The organism is Rossellomorea sp. H136 (assembly GCF_056838065.1).
In genome coordinates this window covers 3938006-3956020 of record NZ_CM166371.1, presented here as the reverse complement: position 1 = coordinate 3956020, position 18015 = coordinate 3938006, and the positions used below count along the sequence as shown (strand labels likewise).

The window sequence follows — 18015 nt, the reverse complement described above, 5'->3', positions numbered from 1 at the left end:
GACTTCATATGAAAGTGAATATGCCGGTGTAGCTCAACTGGTAGAGCAACTGACTTGTAATCAGTAGGTTGGGGGTTCAAGTCCTCTTGCCGGCACCATTTCGGTTTTAAATATCATCTTTTCAGATGAGCCATTAGCTCAGTTGGTAGAGCATCTGACTTTTAATCAGAGGGTCGAAGGTTCGAGTCCTTCATGGCTCACCATAGATTTTTGCATAAGCAGAATATCTTACCATTTACATCATGCGGGTGTGGCGGAATTGGCAGACGCACCAGACTTAGGATCTGGCGCCGCAAGGCGTGGGGGTTCAAGTCCCTTCACCCGCACCAATCATTTTGCGGAAGTAGTTCAGTGGTAGAACACCACCTTGCCAAGGTGGGGGTCGCGGGTTCGAATCCCGTCTTCCGCTCCAGAAGACTTTGCCGGGGTGGCGGAACTGGCAGACGCACAGGACTTAAAATCCTGCGGTAGGTGACTACCGTACCGGTTCGATTCCGGTCCTCGGCACCAAGATTTTTGCGAGAGCAAAATAATCTTCCTTAATTTGCATCAGCAAATAAGGAGCAATAATAGAATTATGCGCCCGTAGCTCAATTGGATAGAGCGTTTGACTACGGATCAAAAGGTTAGGGGTTCGACTCCTCTCGGGCGCGCCATATTATCGGGAAGTAGCTCAGCTTGGTAGAGCACTTGGTTTGGGACCAAGGGGTCGCAGGTTCGAATCCTGTCTTCCCGACCACTTCTTGGGGCCTTAGCTCAGCTGGGAGAGCGCCTGCTTTGCACGCAGGAGGTCAGCGGTTCGATCCCGCTAGGCTCCACCAAGTTCTTTTGTTAAAGCAAAAGAAACTTAAGTAATATTTGAGAAATCCATCTATCAATTAATTTGATATTAAATGTATCTTGGCGGTGTAGCTCAGCTGGCTAGAGCGTACGGTTCATACCCGTGAGGTCGGGGGTTCGATCCCCTCCGCCGCTACCAAAAGGGACCTTTAGCTCAGTTGGTTAGAGCAGACGGCTCATAACCGTCCGGTCGTAGGTTCGAGTCCTACAAGGTCCACCAAGTTCCATTTCAATACGGAGGAATACCCAAGTCCGGCTGAAGGGATCGGTCTTGAAAACCGACAGGGGTGTCATAGCCCGCGGGGGTTCGAATCCCCCTTCCTCCTCCATATTTCCTTTTATGGGAAATTTCATATTTATATCGTCGCGGGGTGGAGCAGTTCGGTAGCTCGTCGGGCTCATAACCCGAAGGTCGCAGGTTCAAATCCTGTCCCCGCAATACCATTGTTGACTTAGGGTAGCATTTCCCTTCATAAGTCACGCATGGATAGTTATTTTGACTGTCGTCAAAAAACTTTGGTCCGGTAGTTCAGTTGGTTAGAATGCCTGCCTGTCACGCAGGAGGTCGCGGGTTCGAGTCCCGTCCGGACCGCCATTTTCTTTTAATAAGATTATGGTTCATAATTAAATATTTTACTCTAAGTAAGGCTCAGTAGCTCAGTTGGTAGAGCAATGGACTGAAAATCCATGTGTCGGCGGTTCGATTCCGTCCTGAGCCACCATTTTCTATTTGAAGATACTATGGCGATTGTGGCGAAGTGGTTAACGCACCTGATTGTGGTTCAGGCATTCGTGGGTTCGATTCCCATCAGTCGCCCCATATTTTCTTATATAAATTGTGCGGGTGTAGTTTAGTGGTAAAACCTCAGCCTTCCAAGCTGATGATGAGGGTTCGATTCCCTTCACCCGCTCCAATTATTACTCTTAATGGGCCTATAGCTCAGCTGGTTAGAGCGCACGCCTGATAAGCGTGAGGTCGGTGGTTCGAGTCCACTTAGGCCCACCATTTCATTATTCCGCAGTAGCTCAGTGGTAGAGCTATCGGCTGTTAACCGATCGGTCGCAAGTTCGAATCTTGCCTGCGGAGCCAATAATACGGGGAAGTACTCAAGTGGCTGAAGAGGCGCCCCTGCTAAGGGTGTAGGTCGGGCAACCGGCGCGAGGGTTCAAATCCCTCCTTCTCCGCCATATTATGGCCCATTGGTCAAGCGGTTAAGACACCGCCCTTTCACGGCGGTAACACGGGTTCGAATCCCGTATGGGTCATCTGAAAAAAGACTATCATTTTTGATAGTCTTTTTTTGTTGTACAAAGTAGAAATGGTGGTCATTTTATTAAAAATAGAATAAAAACGGTTCTATAATATTTGTTGGGGTTCTTACACAATTAGAAGATACAATAAATGCACGTAATCGCCCAGCCTTTTATACTTGAATTGTCGAGAAACAAGTAAAGATTGGAGATTCGTGCATAATGAATTCTACCATATTGTTGCCTGGTTTTGAAGAAGTAAACATCACGAAGATGGAAGAAGTGGATGTGCGACTTTGTTTACATATAGAGCTTCCTCTTAAGTCACACATATGTCCAGAATGTGCGACCAGCACAATGAAAGTTCATGATTACTGGATACAAAAGAAGGGAAATAACAGCTCATTATCGGGATGGGATTACCAGAGAACCGATCGATATCCTTCCCAATTGTAATAAAAACACCATTAAACACTACCTAAGAAGATATGGTTCTCAAGTGGAGGTGGTCGTAATGGATATGAGCCAATCGTTTAAGCCAGCTGTACAACAAGCTCTGGGTAAGCCCATCATTGTGGCCGATCGCTTCCACTTTGTTCGCTATAAATATTGGGTACTTGATGGTGTGAGAAGTAGGATACGAGGGATATATTATCGACATTCATCATTATACTTTCAACATTCCCTTGTTTATTATCAACTTCAGCACTATACTTTTCATCTCAATTTTTCAATACAATATGTGAGGATTTGAGTAAACATTCATTCAGTTGTCATTGAAGAGTAAAAAGCAGCAATCACCTCTTAATCTCTCCATTAATCTTCTCCAGGTATTCACTACCCCAACCGCCTACAAAGATTACACTATGCATGATTTCTCCACAGCTACCCGTTATGATTCATTAGAAAAAGTTCATTCACCCTAAGCATTCAGCTTGCATATTTATCATCCATTCCTAATTACTCCTCAATTCGACATCGCCATGCTCCTCACAACCAGCCAATAGCGATACATAATAACGGAATCCTTCTGCATTTACAGCAAATTTCACTTTTTTTAATTTAAAAACTTTCGACAAATTCCGCTATGAATTCAACACGTTTCCCCTATGTTCTTCCAATGTAAACCTTACCATTTAGTAAGACTTTCCAAAAGTGAACCATTTTATCATAAGCATGTAGGAAATTGTCGTAATTGAGCGACGATAATAAAGAGGATTTTGATGAAGTTCAAAGAAATGTAGTAAGTAGATTGAAAAATGTAGGTGAGATGATGAACGCAATGACCATATCAGATTATGATGTTTTTTTGTTTCATGAGGGAAATTTGCAGCAGGCCTATCAGTTTATGGGTTCACATGTGAGAAGAGATTCCACTGGGACCTATACAGAATTTTGCGTTTGGGCACCGAAAGCAAGACATGTTTCAGTAGTTGGATCTTTTAATCATTGGAATGGAGCCGGGTATGAACTTGCACGGCGGAATAACGAAGGTTTATGGACAATTCGCATTGATGAGGACCTATCGGGAGAAACGTATAAGTACGAGATTATCACTCTATCAGGTTTAAAGAAGCTGAAGGCGGATCCATACGGTTTTGCTTCTGAGAAGCGTCCAAATACTGCAAGCGTGGTGTATGAGCTGCAGGGATTTTCTTGGGAGGATGAGAAGTGGCTGGAGAATCGAGCCAGTTCGACGGTCTATGACAAGCCTATGGCGATTTATGAAGTGCATTTGGGCACATGGAAGAAGAAAGCGGGTAAGTTTCTTTCTTATAAGGAATTAGCTCAGCAATTAATTCCTCATGTGAAAGAACAAGGATTTACACATATTGAGTTGCTTCCTATCACGGAGCATCCGTTTGATCGTTCATGGGGGTATCAGGGTACTGGTTATTATTCTCCGACTAGTCGCTACGGCTCACCTCATGAATTGATGGCGTTCGTGAATGAATGTCATTTACATAATATCGGCGTGATTCTGGATTGGGTCCCGGGTCATTTTTGTAAAGATGCCCACGGGTTATATGAATTTGATGGTTCGTTTGCTTATGAGTATGGAGAGGAACGTGACCGTGAGAATTATACGTGGGGAACGGCAAATTTTGATTTAGGTAAAGGGGAAGTGAGAAGCTTCCTGATTTCGAATGCACGTTTCTGGATGGATCTGTATCATATTGATGGTTTCCGGATTGATGCAGTGGCCAATATTATTTACTGGGCAAACCAGGGAGAGCTCGCTCCTAATGAGGGAGCCTTACAGTTTTTAAAAAACTTGAATAAGGCCGTTTTTGAGTATGACTCTTCTATTTTGATGATAGCAGAAGATTCTACAGACTGGCCTCAGGTGACGTCCCCTGTTCATTATGGAGGACTTGGCTTTAATTACAAGTGGAATATGGGATGGATGAATGACGTCCTTAAATATATGGAAACAGATACGTCTGAAAGAAGGCATGTACATTCTCTTATAACATTTTCATTGTTATATGCGTATTCAGAGAATTATGTGCTTCCATTTTCCCATGACGAGGTGGTACATGGGAAGAAGTCATTATTGAATAAAATGCCTGGTGATTACTGGCAGAAATTTGCTCAATACCGGCTGCTCCTGAGCTATATGATGGCTCATCCAGGGAAGAAGCTTCTGTTTATGGGGAGTGAACTTGCCCCGTTTTCAGAGTGGAAGGATTTAGAGCAATTAGATTGGCATTTATTGGATTACGATTTTCATCACAAATTCAATTCATATTTTAAAGAGCTAATGCATTTATATAAAGGTGCTGAACCATTATTCCAAATGGATCACCGTTCAGAAGGATTTGAATGGGTGGATGTGGATAATAGAGAGCAGCAGATTTTCTCTTTTATCAGAAATGGGAAAGAGAAGGGGGATCATCTTGTAGTGATCTGTAATTTCAGCCCTCATGTGTATCATCATTATAAGGTGGGTGTAAATAAGGTTTCTTCTTATGAAGAAATTTGGAATAGCGATGATGAACGATTTGGTGGTTCTCATCAGGTGAATCCGTTGCCTCTTATTGTGCACAATGAGTCGTACCACGGAAGAGATGGATATGTGGAAATGACGATTCCACCATACGCAGCCGTTTATTTAAAACCAATAGATTGAAAGGGGAGAGAGAAGGATGGGAAAAGGTAGATGTGTAGCGATGTTATTAGCAGGTGGAAAAGGGAGCCGGTTAAGCTCATTGACGAAGAGCCTGGCAAAACCAGCCGTACCGTTTGGAGGGAAATACCGTATCATTGATTTCACATTGAGCAATTGTACAAACTCCGGGATTGATACGGTAGGTGTCCTTACTCAGTACCAACCATTAGTGCTGAATTCTTATATCGGGATTGGAAGTGCATGGGATCTTGATCGTAAAAATGGTGGAGTGACCGTACTGCCGCCTTATGCGGAATCATCTGAGATGCGCTGGTATACGGGAACGGCCAGTGCAATCTATCAAAATATGAATTATCTTGAGCAATATGATCCTGAATATGTATTGATTCTATCGGGAGATCACATTTACAAGATGGATTACAGCAAAATGCTGGATTATCACATTGAGAAGAAAGCGGATGTCTCGATTTCTGTGGTTGAAGTAGGCTGGGATGAGGCAAGCAGGTTCGGTCTTATGAACACGAATGAAGAAATGAGAATCACGGAGTTTGAGGAAAAACCGGCTTTTCCTAAGAGTAATCTAGCTTCGATGGGTATCTATATCTTCAACTATTCAGTGCTTAAAGATTACTTGGAGATGGATGAGCGAAATCCCGATTCCAGCCATGACTTCGGGAAGGATGTTATCCCTTTGCTGCTTGATGAGAAGAAAAAGCTGATGGCTTATCCGTTTAAAGGGTACTGGAAAGATGTCGGGACGGTTAAGAGCCTATGGGAAGCCAATATGGACTTGATTGATGAGGAAAATGAGCTGAATCTGTTCGATTACGACTGGAGAGTGTATTCGGTAAATCCAAATGAGCCGCCTCAATATATTTCTGAAGAAGCCTCTGTTGAGGGATCTCTTGTGAACGAAGGATGTACGATTGAGGGTACCATCCGCAAATCCGTCCTGTTCCAAGGAACCACAGTGAAAAAGGGAGCGTATGTCAGTCGCTCAGTCATTATGCCGGATGCTGTCATTGGGGAAAATGCCTATATCGAGCAGGCGATCGTACCGTCGAATGTCAAGGTGCCGAGCGGTCTATGCATCATGCCCGAAGAAGAATCGGATGAAATCATTTTGGTAACGGAATCATTCATTGAAACACTACTGGAACAAGAAAAAGTGTAAAGGTTGAGGACCACATTACAACATAAGAGGAGGAAGTGTTTTGAAAAATACTATGCTTGGAGTTATTGATGCTACTAGTTACTATGATTCGTTAGAGGATTTACTGTTACATCGTTCATTAGCAGCCCTTCCGATTGCGGGCAGATACCGTTTGATCGACTTTGTACTCTCCAATATGGTGAATTCAGATATTGGTTCCGTTGCGATCTTCCCTAAGTTTCAATACCGTTCCCTTATGGACCATCTTGGATCGGGGAAGAACTGGGATCTGAACCGAAAGCGTGATGGCTTGTTCTTCTTCCCGGCACCAGGCTTGGAAGCAAGTGAAGAGGGTGTGGGGGCATTTAATCACTTCGCACATCACCTGGACTATTTTAATCGAAGTACACAGGAATACGCGTTGATCAGCAATTGCTTTACGTTATGTAATATTGACTACCAACCGGTCCTGGAGCGCCATATAAGAATCGGCTGTGATATAACGGAAATGCGTCATAACGGAAACTCTTTAGACATGTACTTGGTAAAAACGAATACGCTCATTGATTTGATCCAGAAACGACGTGAAACAGGCTATACATGTATGCAGGATGTCGTAGAGGACATGGATAGCGGCTTTAAGGTGTGCGGCTATGAGCATGATGGATTTGTTCAAACGATTGATTGCATTGAAGAATACTATGATGCCAGCATGAAGCTAATGAACTTATCTTATTGGAAAGAGCTGTTCAAGAAAGATATGCCGATCTATACAAAGGTGAAGGATGAGCCGCCTACACGCTATACATCAGCTGCAAGTGTGAAAAATAGCATCATCGCCAATGGATGCTTCATTGAAGGCCAAGTGAAGAATTCTACGATGTTCAGAGCGGTCAAGGTTGGAAAAAACACAACGATTTCGGGCAGCATCATTATGCAGAAGAGCCAAATTGGAGATAACTGTGTACTAGAGAATGTGATCTTAGATAAAGATGTGAAAATTGAGGATGGAGTAAAGCTTATCGGAGATCCAAACAACCCAATAGTCATTCGCAAAGGGATGATTCAAGGAGCGCTGATGAATTCGTGAAAGTGTTATTTGTAGTATCCGAGTGTGTCCCTTTTATTAAATCTGGAGGCTTAGCGGACGTTGCAGGAGCCCTGCCTAAGGAGTTAAGAAGTTTAGGGACGGATGTCAGGGTAATTCTGCCTAAATACGGTGGAATCCCTCATGAGTTTCGTTCAAAGATGAAACGAAAGAAAGAGTTTTTCGTGTCAGTCGGTTGGCGAAATCAGTATTGTGGTATTGAAGAGTACAATGAAAATGGAGTAACGTATTATTTTATCGACAATGAATATTATTTTAATCGTGATCGTCTATACGGTTATTTTGATGATGGGGAGCGATTCGCGTACTTTACAAGAGCCGTATTGGAAAGTATCGCTGTTCTTGATTTTTATCCAGATGTGATTCATTGTCATGACTGGCACACTGGCATGGTTCCGTTCTTATTGAGAAGCGAGTATCAGGAGAGACCTGGCTATTCATTTATCCGTAGCGTGTTCACGATTCATAATCTTCAATTTCAGGGAATTTACCCTAAACAGGTGGTGACTGACTTGTTAGACATCCCCGAGAGGTATTTTCATCATGAATACCTAGAGTTTTATGGAAACATCAATTTCATGAAAGGTGCGCTCATTTCTTCGGATTTTGTCACAACTGTGAGTCCTACATATAAAGAGGAAATCCTCACGCCTTATTATGGAGAAAAGCTTCATAACATCCTTGGTCAACGGTATAACCAATTATTGGGTATCCTGAATGGGATCGATGATGAAGTGTACAATCCTGATGAGGGAGAGTTTCCTTATTTCAGCGGTAACCTTCATGGAAAGAAGCAGGCAAAGCGCCATCTGCAAAAAAGCCTGGGACTGGAGGAGAATGAAGGTATCCCTCTTGTATCCATCATTTCAAGGTTAACGAACCAAAAGGGCCTTGAGCTGGTCAGGGGCGTCTTTCATGAAATGATCCAGGAAAATGTTCAGTTTGTTCTGTTGGGAACAGGGGATTGGGAGTTTGAACAGTTCTTCAGGGAGATGGAATGGACGTATCCGGATAAGGTCAGAGTGCAAATCGGATTTAATGAGGAACTGGCAAAACAGATCTATTCTGCCAGTGATTTATTCCTGATGCCTTCTAAGTTCGAGCCGTGTGGACTGGGTCAATTAATTGCCATGAGATATGGAGCCCTTCCACTTGTCCGGGAGACCGGTGGATTGAACGATACAGTTGAATCCTATAATGAAGAAACGAAGACAGGGAACGGTTTTTCGTTTAAGAACTTTAATGCTCACGATATGCTCTACACTTATCGCAGAGCTCTATCGTATTTCTACGAAGATCCGGAAACATGGAATCATATTGTACGAACTGCAATGAATAAAGATTATAGTTGGGCCCAATCGGCCTTTAAGTATAATCAACTATATGCTGACCTGGTATCAAGGAGTGAAAGCCATGTTTTCTGATCCAATTGAATTTAAAGAAATGTTTCTGAAGAAGCTTGAAATGATGTATGGAAAGACGTTTCCTGAATCCACCAGTCAGGATCAGTTTTTTACATTGGGTCATCTTATACGGGAATACATCTCGATGAACTGGATTCATACGAATGAGCAGTACCGGTTCAGTAAACAAAAGCAGGTGTATTACTTGTCGATTGAATTTCTCCTGGGACGCCTGCTTCGCCAGAACCTGATGAATTTAGGAATCTACGATATTGTGGATAAGGGATTGAAGGACCTGGGAATAGACCTTGCTGAAATGGAAGAGGTTGAGCACGATGCGGGACTCGGAAACGGTGGTCTGGGTCGCTTGGCTGCATGTTTCCTGGACTCACTGGCTTCCCTTAATTTACCTGGTCATGGCTATGGGATCCGCTACAAGCATGGATTGTTTGAACAAAAGATTGTCAACGGTTTTCAGATGGAGCTTCCGGAGCAGTGGCTGCGTCATGGACATGTATGGGAAGTTCGAAAGTCAGATCTTACCGTCGAAGTTCCTTTCTGGGGTAAGGTGGAGTCCTATACAGAAAATGATGTATTGAAGTTTCGCCATGTGGATGCAGAAGTAGTAGCGGCCGTTCCTTATGATATGCCTATTGTGGGATATGAAACGTCGACGGTCAATACTCTACGATTATGGAGTGCTGAACCTGCTGCCTATAAAGCCGGTAAAGATATGATGAAGTATAAGCGTGATACTGAAGCGATCACCGAATTTCTTTATCCTGACGATACCCATGAAGAAGGGAAAATCCTGCGTCTTAAACAGCAATATTTCCTGGTATCAGCGAGCATCCGTTCGATTCTTGATTCCTATCTTTATAGAAATGGGGACCTGAAGGAACTGCATGAGAATATATCAATCCATATCAATGATACTCATCCAGTCCTCGCGATACCAGAACTAATGAGGGTCCTTCTTGATGAATATTACTTTGAATGGGAAGAAGCGTGGAAAATCACTACGAATACATTTGCCTATACGAATCACACGACTCTATCAGAAGCATTGGAAAGATGGCCGATCCGTATTTTCCAACCCCTGCTCCCCCGCATCCATATGATCGTGAATGAAATCAATGAGCGATTCTGTCAGGAGCTGTGGAAGGAGTATCCCGGTGATTGGAAGCGGATAGAGGATATGGCGATAATCTCCCACGATGAAGTGAAAATGGCTCATCTGGCGATCGTAGGAAGCTTTAGTGTGAATGGAGTGGCAAAGATTCATACTGAAATCTTAAAGCTAAGAGAAATGAACTTATTCTATCAATATTATCCTGATAAATTTAATAGTAAGACAAATGGCATTACACATAGAAGATGGCTGCTGAATAGCAACCCGTCCCTGTCGAATCTGATATCTTCTTCCATCGGGGATGGGTGGATTAAAGATCCCAGTAAGTTAGCGGACTTGAAAAAGTATCATCATGATACGGCGTTTCTTAAGGACCTGTATGATGTAAAACAGGAAAATAAACAGAAGCTCGCAGATCGAATATTTGAAAGTAATGGAATTAAAGTGGATCCTACTTCGATATTTGACATTCAAGTGAAGCGGCTACATGCGTATAAACGACAGTTGATGAATGTTTTACACATTCTTCACCTATATAATCGCTGTGTGGAAGATCCAAGCTTTGATTTTCATCCGCGAACGTTTATTTTTGGAGCAAAAGCATCCCCGGGTTACTATTATGCGAAGAAAATCATTAAGTTGATTCATTCTGTAGCGGATCTGGTGAATGACCACCCGCTTGTAAAAGGGCGGATTAAAGTCATATTCCTGGAAAATTACCGGGTTTCATTAGCTGAAGAAATCATTCCAGCAGCTGATCTGTCAGAACAGATATCTACAGCCAGCAAGGAAGCCTCCGGTACTGGAAATATGAAATTCATGATGAACGGAGCCTTGACCATTGGAACATTGGACGGGGCGAATATTGAGATTCTTGAGCAAGTAGGAAAAGAGAATATTTTTATATTTGGTTTAACGGCGAATGAAGTGATGAAATATCAGCATCACGGTGGATATTATGCAATGGAGTATTTTCACTATGATACCCGCATTAAGAGGGTGTTGAATCAATTGATTGACGATACACTTCCTGATGCTGGTGACCATTTTGAAACTATTTATGACTCTTTATTAACCGAGAACGATCAATTCTTTGTTCTGAAGGATTTCGACTCCTATGTCAGGGCTCAAGAACAAGCAGGAAAAGCGTATGAAAATAAAGAGCATTGGTCACGAATGTGCTTGCAGAATATCGCTAACTCCGGCTACTTCTCGAGTGACCGGACGATTGAGCAGTATGCGAAGGACATATGGGGCATCGCACAGGGCAGTTTAATAAAGTAGAAAAAAGCTTGGGGAAAAGTTTCCCCAAGCTTTTTAAATTATTTCTTCTTATCTGAAATATAACTGTCGCCATCTTTATACGGAATATCACCTATTGTGGATTCCATATTGTTTTCATCCAGCATATCCTCGTATTCTTCATGGGTTTTCGAAGGATATGCCTTGCGGTTGGAGCCTTTCATGTCGGTTCCGACAAAGGACTCGAAATCCTCGGTAAATCCTTCTGATGTGTCTTCATCCTGATACAATCCCGAATAATCTTCATAATCACCTTCGAAGTCAGAAGGGGTTTCGGATGTACCGAAACGGCCTACTTCCTGAAAGCTGTCTTGATCATCCCGGACATTTCCGTCTGTTTCGTGCCTGAATTCATTATCAACAGGCGGCTGCAGCACATCTTCCTCTACGGGTCTATCCTGAGGTGTCGATTGTTCCGGTGAATGATCTTTACAATAAAGTGTCGTTGGAATGACTTCCAAACGTTCATAAGGAATTTCCTGACCACACTCTTTACATTGTCCATAAGTTCCTTGTTCGATCGCCTGCAGGGCGTTGTGAATTTTATTTAGTTCCAGTTTGGCGTGATCATCTATGGCGAAATCCTTCTCACGTTCATATAACTCGGTTCCCATGTCGGCAGGATGATTATCGTAAAGGGAGAGTTCGCCTGAGTTATCACGTTCATTTGTATGGTGAAGATTATCTAAATCCTGATGTAAATGTTCTTGTAACTGTTTTTCCTGTTGAACCAATTCTTGTTTTAGTCTCTGTTTTTGGCTGTTTGTTAGCAATTTCTTCACATCCTTCATTATGTTCGCTTAAATAATGTACTAACCATACTTTATCCGAAAGTGGGGATGTTAAAACATAAAAAAACACAATGCTATTTTACCAAAAGAGAGTAGTGGTTGATTGCCTCTACAGGATTCCCTTCCACTTGTGGTTCACCAACTTGCTATGTATTACTTCCATAATAGTTTATTCACCTTTTGTATGAGTGGTAGTGGTAAAATATGGACCGTTCCTTTCCGCTCCAGGCACTTGCTTTCCGCGGGGAGGAAGTCGAGCCTCCTCGGGCTTTGCCCTGCGGGGTCTCGACCTTTCCTCTATTTCCCGCCGGAGTCAAGTGCCTTCCGCTGCAATCCACTCTGTGCTTCTAGATTCTGACTTGCCTGCTTATGGATAGGCAAACACAAAAAAGCTCCTATTGTAGCCAGTATGTTTCCTGAAACAAACTTTAGAATTGAGCACTAATCAAACACATTATGTAAGCTCAAGATAAATCAGTAATTAGTCACCGAAAAAAGAAGTAGATTTTAGAACGGTAGCTAAACTGATGGGAAAATGGTAACAACCAATAACCATATTGGTAAATTATCTTTTTTGCTACGTAGTAATATTTATACTCTTAATGAATTTCATTTACAACAATGCACGGCCAGTGGGATCATCCAGGGTACTTACATAAACCTTATTTAAAACACCAATAAAAAAGAGTCGACCCCAAATAGAGGGGCGACTCACGTTTTTTAAAGCATATATGCAAGTAATAGTCCAATGGATAGCAGGAATCCAAAGATGGTGTTCGTTTGTGCGGTGGCTTTCATAGCGGGCATCATTTCGATCGGCTGTGATTTTCCGATGAATCCTGTCGTGGCCTTGATGGCTTTCGGGATGCTAAGAAAGGCAACGAATAGCCAAGGTGATGAAACGCCAGCAAGGACCAGCCCGATTATCCAGCCATAGGATACGACAAACATGCCGCCCAAAAGGATAATGGCTCCTTTTCTTCCTAAAAGAATGGCGATGGTTTTTCGACCGTTTTCTTTATCCCCGTCCAGGTCGCGGATGTTATTAGCCAGAAGTATGGCGCCGACTAAAATGGATACTGGAACGGATAATAGGATGCTGTCGCCATTGATATAACCAGTTTGAATGTAAAACGATATGAGAATGATCACAAGTCCCATAAAGAATCCTGCGACGATTTCTCCAAAAGGCGTGTAAGCAATTGGCATAGGTCCTCCAGTATAAAAGTACCCCGCAGCCATGCACACTATACCTATGAGTGCCAGCCACCATGTGCTATAAAGACATATATAAATTCCTAATAAAAGTGCAATTCCGTACAGTGAAAAGGCGAGGTTTATGACCGTGGAGGGTTTGACTCCGTTCCGGACAATTGCTCCCCCGATACCGACAGAATGCTCTGTATCCAGGCCTCGCTTATAGTCATAATACTCGTTGAACATATTGGTAGCAGCCTGGATAAGCAAACATGCAATAAGCATGGCGGCAAATAATGATACGCTTACCGTAGAAAATTGCAGTGCAAGAACAGTGCCTAGTAAAACAGGTACAAATGCTGCTGTTAGAGTGTGTGGCCTTGTAAGTTGCCACCAGATTTTCCACCCTTTATCTGATTCCAAAACATTGGATGCTTGTTGTTCCATCATACTCTCTCCCTTACGCAATAAGGAATTTTCAGAAAACATTACAATTCCTTTACAGATTAAAGTGTAGGTAAAGGGAAGAGGACTGTCAATCATTTTCTCAAAATCCGTGAAGGTGCTATTTTCCAGTAATTGAGTACTTTTACAACGCTTTTGGTTTCTCAAAAGGGGAAAAAGGGTTTATTATATATAATAAGGATAAAAATTGTATCATGTCTTAAACTTCGTTGACACACCTTAAAGACAGGTGTATCTTAAAATAAGTTTGAATATCGTACGTGATTTTGTTTGGGGGAATTCAATTGGTTACCATTCATAAAACCAAAATTGAAAAAGCATATGATACAGCCAAAATGAAGGCTAAACAAATACAACACCCCGTCCTTCTCAGCATAGTGGAGGAAGTAGATGCAGTGGATCCTCTTTCTTTTTATTATGGTGGAAGCTCTTTTATCGGAGAGCGTTTTTTATGGAAGGACCGTGATCATACCATCTCGCTGGTAGGGCTTGGAGCAGCTCATATCATGTCTGCAAATGATATAAATGACCGATTTTTTACGGTTGAGAAAGAGTGGAAGCGCTTAATTGAAGATTCAGTGATTGTGACCGGGGAAGAATGGACAGGCACAGGACCTTTGTTATTTGGGGGCTTTAGCTTTGATCCGCTTAATGATATCGGAGAAGAGTGGGAGCAATTCTCGAACGGTACGTTTCAATTACCAATGTTTATGCTGACAAAGCCGGGGAAAACCAATTATTTAACGATGAATTTCATTTGCCATCCGGAAGATTCGGAAGAAAGTTTATTCCATGACCTTTTCAGGATCAAAGAAGAGCTACTTGAAAACGCGGGGATGCCAATTATACCTGAACAGCCCCGATGGCTGCAAAACAGGGATATGAAGCCTCAAGAATGGAAGGATTCTGTTCAAAATGTGGTGAATCGTTTAAAACAGGGTGAGATGGATAAGGTAGTGCTTGCCAGAAAATGTGAAGTGGCGTTTAATACGCAAGTGTCATCTGACTTTGTATTGGATAATTTGTGGAAGCAGCAGCCGGATAGCTTTGTTTTCAGTTTTGAAAGGGAAGAAAGCTGTTTTATTGGAGCCACACCTGAACGACTTGTCAAGAAAACAGGAGATGATGTTCTTTCCACCTGTTTAGCAGGATCCATCGCACGAGGGGATACGTTGGAAAACGATGAGAAACTGGGAACGGAGCTCCTTCAGGATGAGAAGAACCGTTACGAGCATCAGCTTGTTGTTGATAGCATCCATGACGCTCTTGCACCTTATTGTGAGTCGTTGACGATTCCAACATCGCCTCAATTGATGAAGCTGAAAGACATTCAGCATTTATATACTCCTGTCACTGGACAGGCATCTGAACATACATCCCTTTTGGAATTGGTGGGGAAATTACACCCGACTCCTGCATTAGGTGGAGTTCCGAGGGATAAAGCATTGCACGTAATCAGGGAAGAGGAAGAGATGGATCGGGGATTATATGCAGGTCCCGTAGGCTGGATCGATGGCTATGGAAATGGTGAGTATGCCGTTGCCCTTCGCTCAGGTCTCCTTCAGGGAGACAAGGCCTATTTATATGCAGGGTGTGGAATTGTGGCAGATTCCGAACCTGAAAGTGAATTTAAAGAAACACAAATGAAATTTCGACCGATGCTAAGAGCATTAGGGGGAAACGTACATGATTGATGAACATCAGCAGAAGTTAACTCATTATTTAGTGGCATTTATTGAAGAATTGGTTGGAAATGGAGTAGATGAAGTAGTCATTAGCCCTGGCTCTCGTTCTACTCCTTTGGCTTTGTTATTCGCCCATCATCCTGAAGTGAAAACGTACATTAATGTAGATGAACGTTCTGCTGCTTTCTTTGCTCTAGGCATTGCGAAAGCAAAGAAAAAGCCGGTCACCATCCTCTGTACATCCGGAACGGCAGCAGCCAATTATTATCCAGCGATTATTGAAGCACGCTACGCGAAAGTGCCATTGATCGTGCTGACGGCTGATCGTCCCCATGAGCTGCGTGAGGTAGGTGCCCCGCAAGCAATTGATCAGCTGAATCTATATGGAAAACATGTGAAATGGACAGTGGATATGGCACTGCCGGAAAATAGTCCGTCCATGCTTGAATATGCAAGATCTTCAGCATCCAGAGGAATAGGACTTTCATTAGGAGAACCGAAAGGACCCGTTCACTTTAACTTTCCATTTAGAGAACCGTTAATTCCTGATTTAAAGAACGTTTCTTATTCAACAGGTTCAAAAGTAAAAAGGGTTCTTCACGGAGAAAGGACCCTGTCTCCCGCTGTCTCTCAAGAGCTTCAAGGGATACTCCGAACTAAAGAGAGAGGTTTGATAATTTGCGGGCCGGGCCTCAATCATGATTCGATCAACTCCATCGTTGAATTTAGCGAGCAATTCGGTTTTCCAATCGCAGCTGACCCCCTCTCCCAAATGAGGAGCGGTTCTCATTCAAAGGCACATATTATCGATACCTATGATACGTTCCTGAAGATTGATGAAGTAAAGGAGAGCCTGCATCCTGAAATCGTGATTCGTTTCGGAGCCATGCCTGTTTCAAAACCTCTCACGTTGTTTCTAAAAAATCTTTCAGGAATCCCATACTGGATCGTGAGTCCGGGTGAAGAGTGGCAGGATCCCATATCGAAAGGGACGGAATACATCTATTGTGATGAGGGCCTATTCTGTCAAAGCATGATCAATGAAGCGAGTCGTGATGGTTCTAATGAATGGATCTATCACTGGAAGAATGTGAATCATTCCACAAAGGAACTGCTTCTTAAAGGTCATCAGACGTGGGATGAAGGGATGGCAGTAAGTGAACTTATTCAACACTTGCCAGAAAAGTCGAATGTATTTGTCAGCAACAGCATGCCGATACGGGACATCGATACGTTTTTCTTTAGTAATGATCGCTCAATCGGTATCTATGCCAATCGGGGAGCGAACGGAATTGACGGCGTGGTGTCGACAGCACTTGGGATGAGCACCTGCTCAGATTCCATGTATCTATTAATAGGTGATCTTGCTTTCTTCCACGATTTAAACGGCCTCCTCGTTGGGAAAAAATATAAGCTGAATCTGACCATAGTGGTCCTTAATAATAATGGTGGGGGAATCTTTTCCTACCTTCCGCAAGCGAGTGAAGGTGAATACTTTGAAGATCTGTTCGGCACGCCGATGGATCTGGATTTTTCCCATGCTGCCAAGCTTTACGAAACCGGTTATTTCCGAGTGGAATCAGAAGAAGAATTTGCACTTGCTGTAACGGAAGCACAGCACAGAAATGGCTTGAAAATCATTGAAGTGATGACGAACCGTGAAGAAAATGTGGCAAATCATCGTAATTTGTGGAATTTTGTTTCCCGGGAAATGATGAAGAAGTATAAGGGTGAAAATCATTGATTCTTCAGGTGAATGATATTCGCTATTTCGTAGAAGTTAAAGGAGAAGGAGAGCCTTTGGTTTTTCTTCATGGTTTTACCGGGGATACGACGACATGGTCAAAAATCACCGATCAGTTATCTACTGCGTATAGGTGCATAAGCATTGATTTGATTGGTCATGGCCGAACAGAATCCCCTGAAGACCCATCAAGATATACAATGGATCATGTATCAAATGATCTTGATTCCATTTTGTCTGTACTTGAAGTAGACCAGGCGATCTTGATCGGCTATTCCATGGGAGGTCGGACGGCCCTTCACTTCACTATGATGTATCCTCAAAAAGTGAAGAGTTTGATTCTTGAAAGTGCTTCTCCCGGGTTGAAAACGAGTGAAGAAAGAGTGGAACGGCGGAAAAAAGACCATGCGTTAGCCGACAGGATCATGAGAGAAGGAATGGAAGCCTTTGTCGACTTTTGGGAGGAAATCCCTTTGTTTGCTTCTCAAAAAAGACTTACTGAAGATGAGCGTGCCAAGATTCGTAAGCAGCGCCTTGCTCAGTCTCCTTTAGGCTTATCCAATAGCTTAAAAGGAATGGGGACAGGGGCTCAAGCCTCATGGTGGGACAAGCTGGGTGAGCTCTCTCTTCCAGTCCATTTACTTGTAGGTGAGCTGGATCAAAAGTTTGTTTATATTGCGGAAGAAATGAAAAAACTCAATCCAGACTTTCAAATCATGACAATTTATAACACAGGTCATGCAATTCATGTGGAAGAACCGCGAAAGTTTGGTACAATAATAGAGGATCTACTGTTAACTACATAAAGGAG

Annotated in this window: 10 protein-coding genes, 20 tRNA genes and 1 pseudogene; 29 read left to right on the top strand and 2 right to left on the bottom strand. The window is 42.8% G+C overall.

Translation table 11 applies throughout. From position 1 onward, the window contains the following. The first annotated feature begins 22 nt into the window (after positions 1-22). The 26 genes and pseudogenes from ACYH0O_RS20210 (at position 23) to ACYH0O_RS20085 (ending at position 11304) form a co-directional block, all read left to right on the top strand. Positions 23-98: transfer RNA gene (locus ACYH0O_RS20210), tRNA-Thr, on the top strand. Positions 99-127: 29 nt separating this feature from the next. Next, positions 128-203 (top strand) — tRNA-Lys (locus ACYH0O_RS20205). A gap of 41 nt (positions 204-244) precedes the next feature. Beyond that, positions 245-329, top strand: a tRNA-Leu gene (locus ACYH0O_RS20200). A gap of 8 nt (positions 330-337) precedes the next feature. Then, positions 338-412, top strand: a tRNA-Gly gene (locus ACYH0O_RS20195). A 9-nt stretch (positions 413-421) separates the two neighbouring features. Beyond that, positions 422-510, top strand: a tRNA-Leu gene (locus ACYH0O_RS20190). 69 nt (positions 511-579) lie between these two features. Beyond that, positions 580-656 (top strand) — tRNA-Arg (locus ACYH0O_RS20185). 6 nt (positions 657-662) lie between these two features. Next, positions 663-739 (top strand) — tRNA-Pro (locus ACYH0O_RS20180). Between the two features lie 6 nt (positions 740-745). Beyond that, positions 746-821: transfer RNA gene (locus ACYH0O_RS20175), tRNA-Ala, on the top strand. 81 nt (positions 822-902) lie between these two features. Next, positions 903-979: transfer RNA gene (locus ACYH0O_RS20170), tRNA-Met, on the top strand. Between the two features lie 4 nt (positions 980-983). Beyond that, positions 984-1060, top strand: a tRNA-Ile gene (locus ACYH0O_RS20165). Positions 1061-1076: 16 nt separating this feature from the next. After that, positions 1077-1169: transfer RNA gene (locus ACYH0O_RS20160), tRNA-Ser, on the top strand. A 36-nt stretch (positions 1170-1205) separates the two neighbouring features. Further along, positions 1206-1279, top strand: a tRNA-Met gene (locus tag ACYH0O_RS20155). Between the two features lie 79 nt (positions 1280-1358). Beyond that, a tRNA-Asp gene (locus ACYH0O_RS20150) sits at positions 1359-1435 on the top strand. Between the two features lie 51 nt (positions 1436-1486). Next, a tRNA-Phe gene (locus ACYH0O_RS20145) sits at positions 1487-1562 on the top strand. A 22-nt stretch (positions 1563-1584) separates the two neighbouring features. Then, positions 1585-1660 (top strand) — tRNA-His (locus tag ACYH0O_RS20140). Positions 1661-1680: 20 nt separating this feature from the next. Further along, positions 1681-1754, top strand: a tRNA-Gly gene (locus ACYH0O_RS20135). A gap of 15 nt (positions 1755-1769) precedes the next feature. Next, positions 1770-1846, top strand: a tRNA-Ile gene (locus ACYH0O_RS20130). Between the two features lie 9 nt (positions 1847-1855). Continuing rightward, positions 1856-1930, top strand: a tRNA-Asn gene (locus tag ACYH0O_RS20125). A 7-nt stretch (positions 1931-1937) separates the two neighbouring features. Further along, positions 1938-2028, top strand: a tRNA-Ser gene (locus ACYH0O_RS20120). 6 nt (positions 2029-2034) lie between these two features. Next, positions 2035-2106, top strand: a tRNA-Glu gene (locus tag ACYH0O_RS20115). A gap of 362 nt (positions 2107-2468) precedes the next feature. Further along, positions 2469-2752: pseudogene (locus tag ACYH0O_RS20110) on the top strand (transposase); the annotation flags it as partial. Between the two features lie 534 nt (positions 2753-3286). Beyond that, positions 3287-5224: a 1,4-alpha-glucan branching enzyme gene (glgB, locus tag ACYH0O_RS20105; protein WP_482630076.1), complete on the top strand. Its 1938-nt coding sequence runs from the start codon at positions 3287-3289 to the stop codon at positions 5222-5224. 16 nt (positions 5225-5240) lie between these two features. Then, on the top strand, positions 5241-6398 hold the full coding sequence (locus ACYH0O_RS20100) for a glucose-1-phosphate adenylyltransferase (RefSeq protein WP_482630075.1): 1158 nt from the start codon (positions 5241-5243) through the stop codon (positions 6396-6398). 40 nt (positions 6399-6438) lie between these two features. Beyond that, positions 6439-7467 carry a GlgC family sugar phosphate nucleotidyltransferase gene (locus ACYH0O_RS20095; protein ID WP_482630074.1) on the top strand — a complete coding sequence of 343 codons (1029 nt, stop codon included), beginning with the start codon at positions 6439-6441 and terminating at the stop codon, positions 7465-7467. Continuing rightward, positions 7464-8909: a glycogen synthase GlgA gene (gene glgA / locus ACYH0O_RS20090; RefSeq protein ID WP_482630073.1), complete on the top strand. Its 1446-nt coding sequence runs from the start codon at positions 7464-7466 to the stop codon at positions 8907-8909. Before ACYH0O_RS20095 ends, glgA begins: the two co-directional genes overlap by 4 nt. Next, positions 8899-11304, top strand: coding sequence for a glycogen/starch/alpha-glucan phosphorylase (locus tag ACYH0O_RS20085; RefSeq protein WP_482630072.1), 2406 nt, complete (start codon positions 8899-8901; stop codon positions 11302-11304). Before glgA ends, ACYH0O_RS20085 begins: the two co-directional genes overlap by 11 nt. A 38-nt stretch (positions 11305-11342) precedes the next feature. Here the strand turns inward: ACYH0O_RS20085 and ACYH0O_RS20080 are convergent, their stop codons facing one another. Together ACYH0O_RS20080 and ACYH0O_RS20075 are read right to left on the bottom strand one after the other, a co-directional pair. After that, positions 11343-12104, bottom strand: a complete 762-nt coding sequence (locus tag ACYH0O_RS20080) for a TraR/DksA C4-type zinc finger protein (RefSeq protein WP_482632625.1) — start codon at positions 12102-12104, stop codon at positions 11343-11345. 729 nt (positions 12105-12833) lie between these two features. Further along, on the bottom strand, positions 12834-13757 hold the full coding sequence (locus ACYH0O_RS20075) for a 1,4-dihydroxy-2-naphthoate polyprenyltransferase (protein WP_482632624.1): 924 nt from the start codon (positions 13755-13757) through the stop codon (positions 12834-12836). Positions 13758-14059: 302 nt separating this feature from the next. Here ACYH0O_RS20075 and ACYH0O_RS20070 point away from each other — a divergent pair, with 302 nt between their 5' ends. From ACYH0O_RS20070 to menH, 3 genes are read left to right on the top strand one after another with little or no spacing between them, the layout of a single operon-like run. After that, positions 14060-15469, top strand: coding sequence for an isochorismate synthase (locus ACYH0O_RS20070; RefSeq protein ID WP_482630071.1), 1410 nt, complete (start codon positions 14060-14062; stop codon positions 15467-15469). Further along, entirely contained in the window at positions 15462-17204 is a 1743-nt protein-coding gene (gene menD / locus ACYH0O_RS20065; protein WP_482630070.1) for a 2-succinyl-5-enolpyruvyl-6-hydroxy-3-cyclohexene-1-carboxylic-acid synthase, read from the top strand. Before ACYH0O_RS20070 ends, menD begins: the two co-directional genes overlap by 8 nt. Further along, positions 17201-18010 carry a 2-succinyl-6-hydroxy-2,4-cyclohexadiene-1-carboxylate synthase gene (menH, locus tag ACYH0O_RS20060; protein WP_482630069.1) on the top strand — a complete coding sequence of 270 codons (810 nt, stop codon included), beginning with the start codon at positions 17201-17203 and terminating at the stop codon, positions 18008-18010. Before menD ends, menH begins: the two co-directional genes overlap by 4 nt. Positions 18011-18015 lie beyond the last annotated feature (5 nt).

Excerpts from the sequence above, each read along its gene's own strand:
- ACYH0O_RS20100 (WP_482630075.1), top strand. The coding sequence starts at position 5,241 with ATGGGAAAAGGTAGATGTGTAGCGATGTTATTAGCAGGTGGAAAAGGG.
- ACYH0O_RS20085 (WP_482630072.1), top strand. The coding sequence starts at position 8,899 with ATGTTTTCTGATCCAATTGAATTTAAAGAAATGTTTCTGAAGAAGCTT.
- ACYH0O_RS20075 (WP_482632624.1), bottom strand. The coding sequence starts at position 13,757 with ATGGAACAACAAGCATCCAATGTTTTGGAATCAGATAAAGGGTGGAAA.
- menD (WP_482630070.1), top strand. The coding sequence starts at position 15,462 with ATGATTGATGAACATCAGCAGAAGTTAACTCATTATTTAGTGGCATTT.